Origin of the sequence: Paraburkholderia sp. SIMBA_054 (assembly GCF_046534875.1) — a bacterium.
Lineage (GTDB): Bacteria > Pseudomonadota > Gammaproteobacteria > Burkholderiales > Burkholderiaceae > Paraburkholderia > Paraburkholderia hospita.
This window is the reverse complement of sequence record NZ_JAWRXV010000587.1, coordinates 1-284: the sequence shown is the minus strand read 5'-3', so window position 1 is coordinate 284 and position 284 is coordinate 1. Positions and strand designations below refer to the sequence as shown.

The window sequence follows — 284 nt, the reverse complement described above, 5'->3', positions numbered from 1 at the left end:
GCGCGATCATGCGGCCGGTTTGCAAGCCGGCTTTGCAGCGCAAAGCGGCCTGTCACCGGACTTCAGCAGCGCGCGTGATCTCGTGGAAGAAACGCGCCGCAGCGCAGCGCGTATCGGCGGAATAGACGGCGGCGCGATGCGCGTGGTTTATTCGGCGGCGCTCAAATTCCTGAAGGCGCAAAGCGGCATCGACGCGGCGTTTATCGAACGCGTCCGCGAGAAGATGGTCCTCGCGAACGAACTCACTGCGCAGTGGCGCTGAGCCGCAATACGCGATGCTGCCG

At 64.4% G+C, this 284-nt stretch carries 1 pseudogene; it reads left to right on the top strand.

The features are described from left to right. Window positions 1-262 (top strand): annotated as a pseudogene (locus tag SB822_RS56445) (hypothetical protein); the annotation flags it as partial. Between the last annotated feature and the right edge of the window lie 22 nt (window positions 263-284).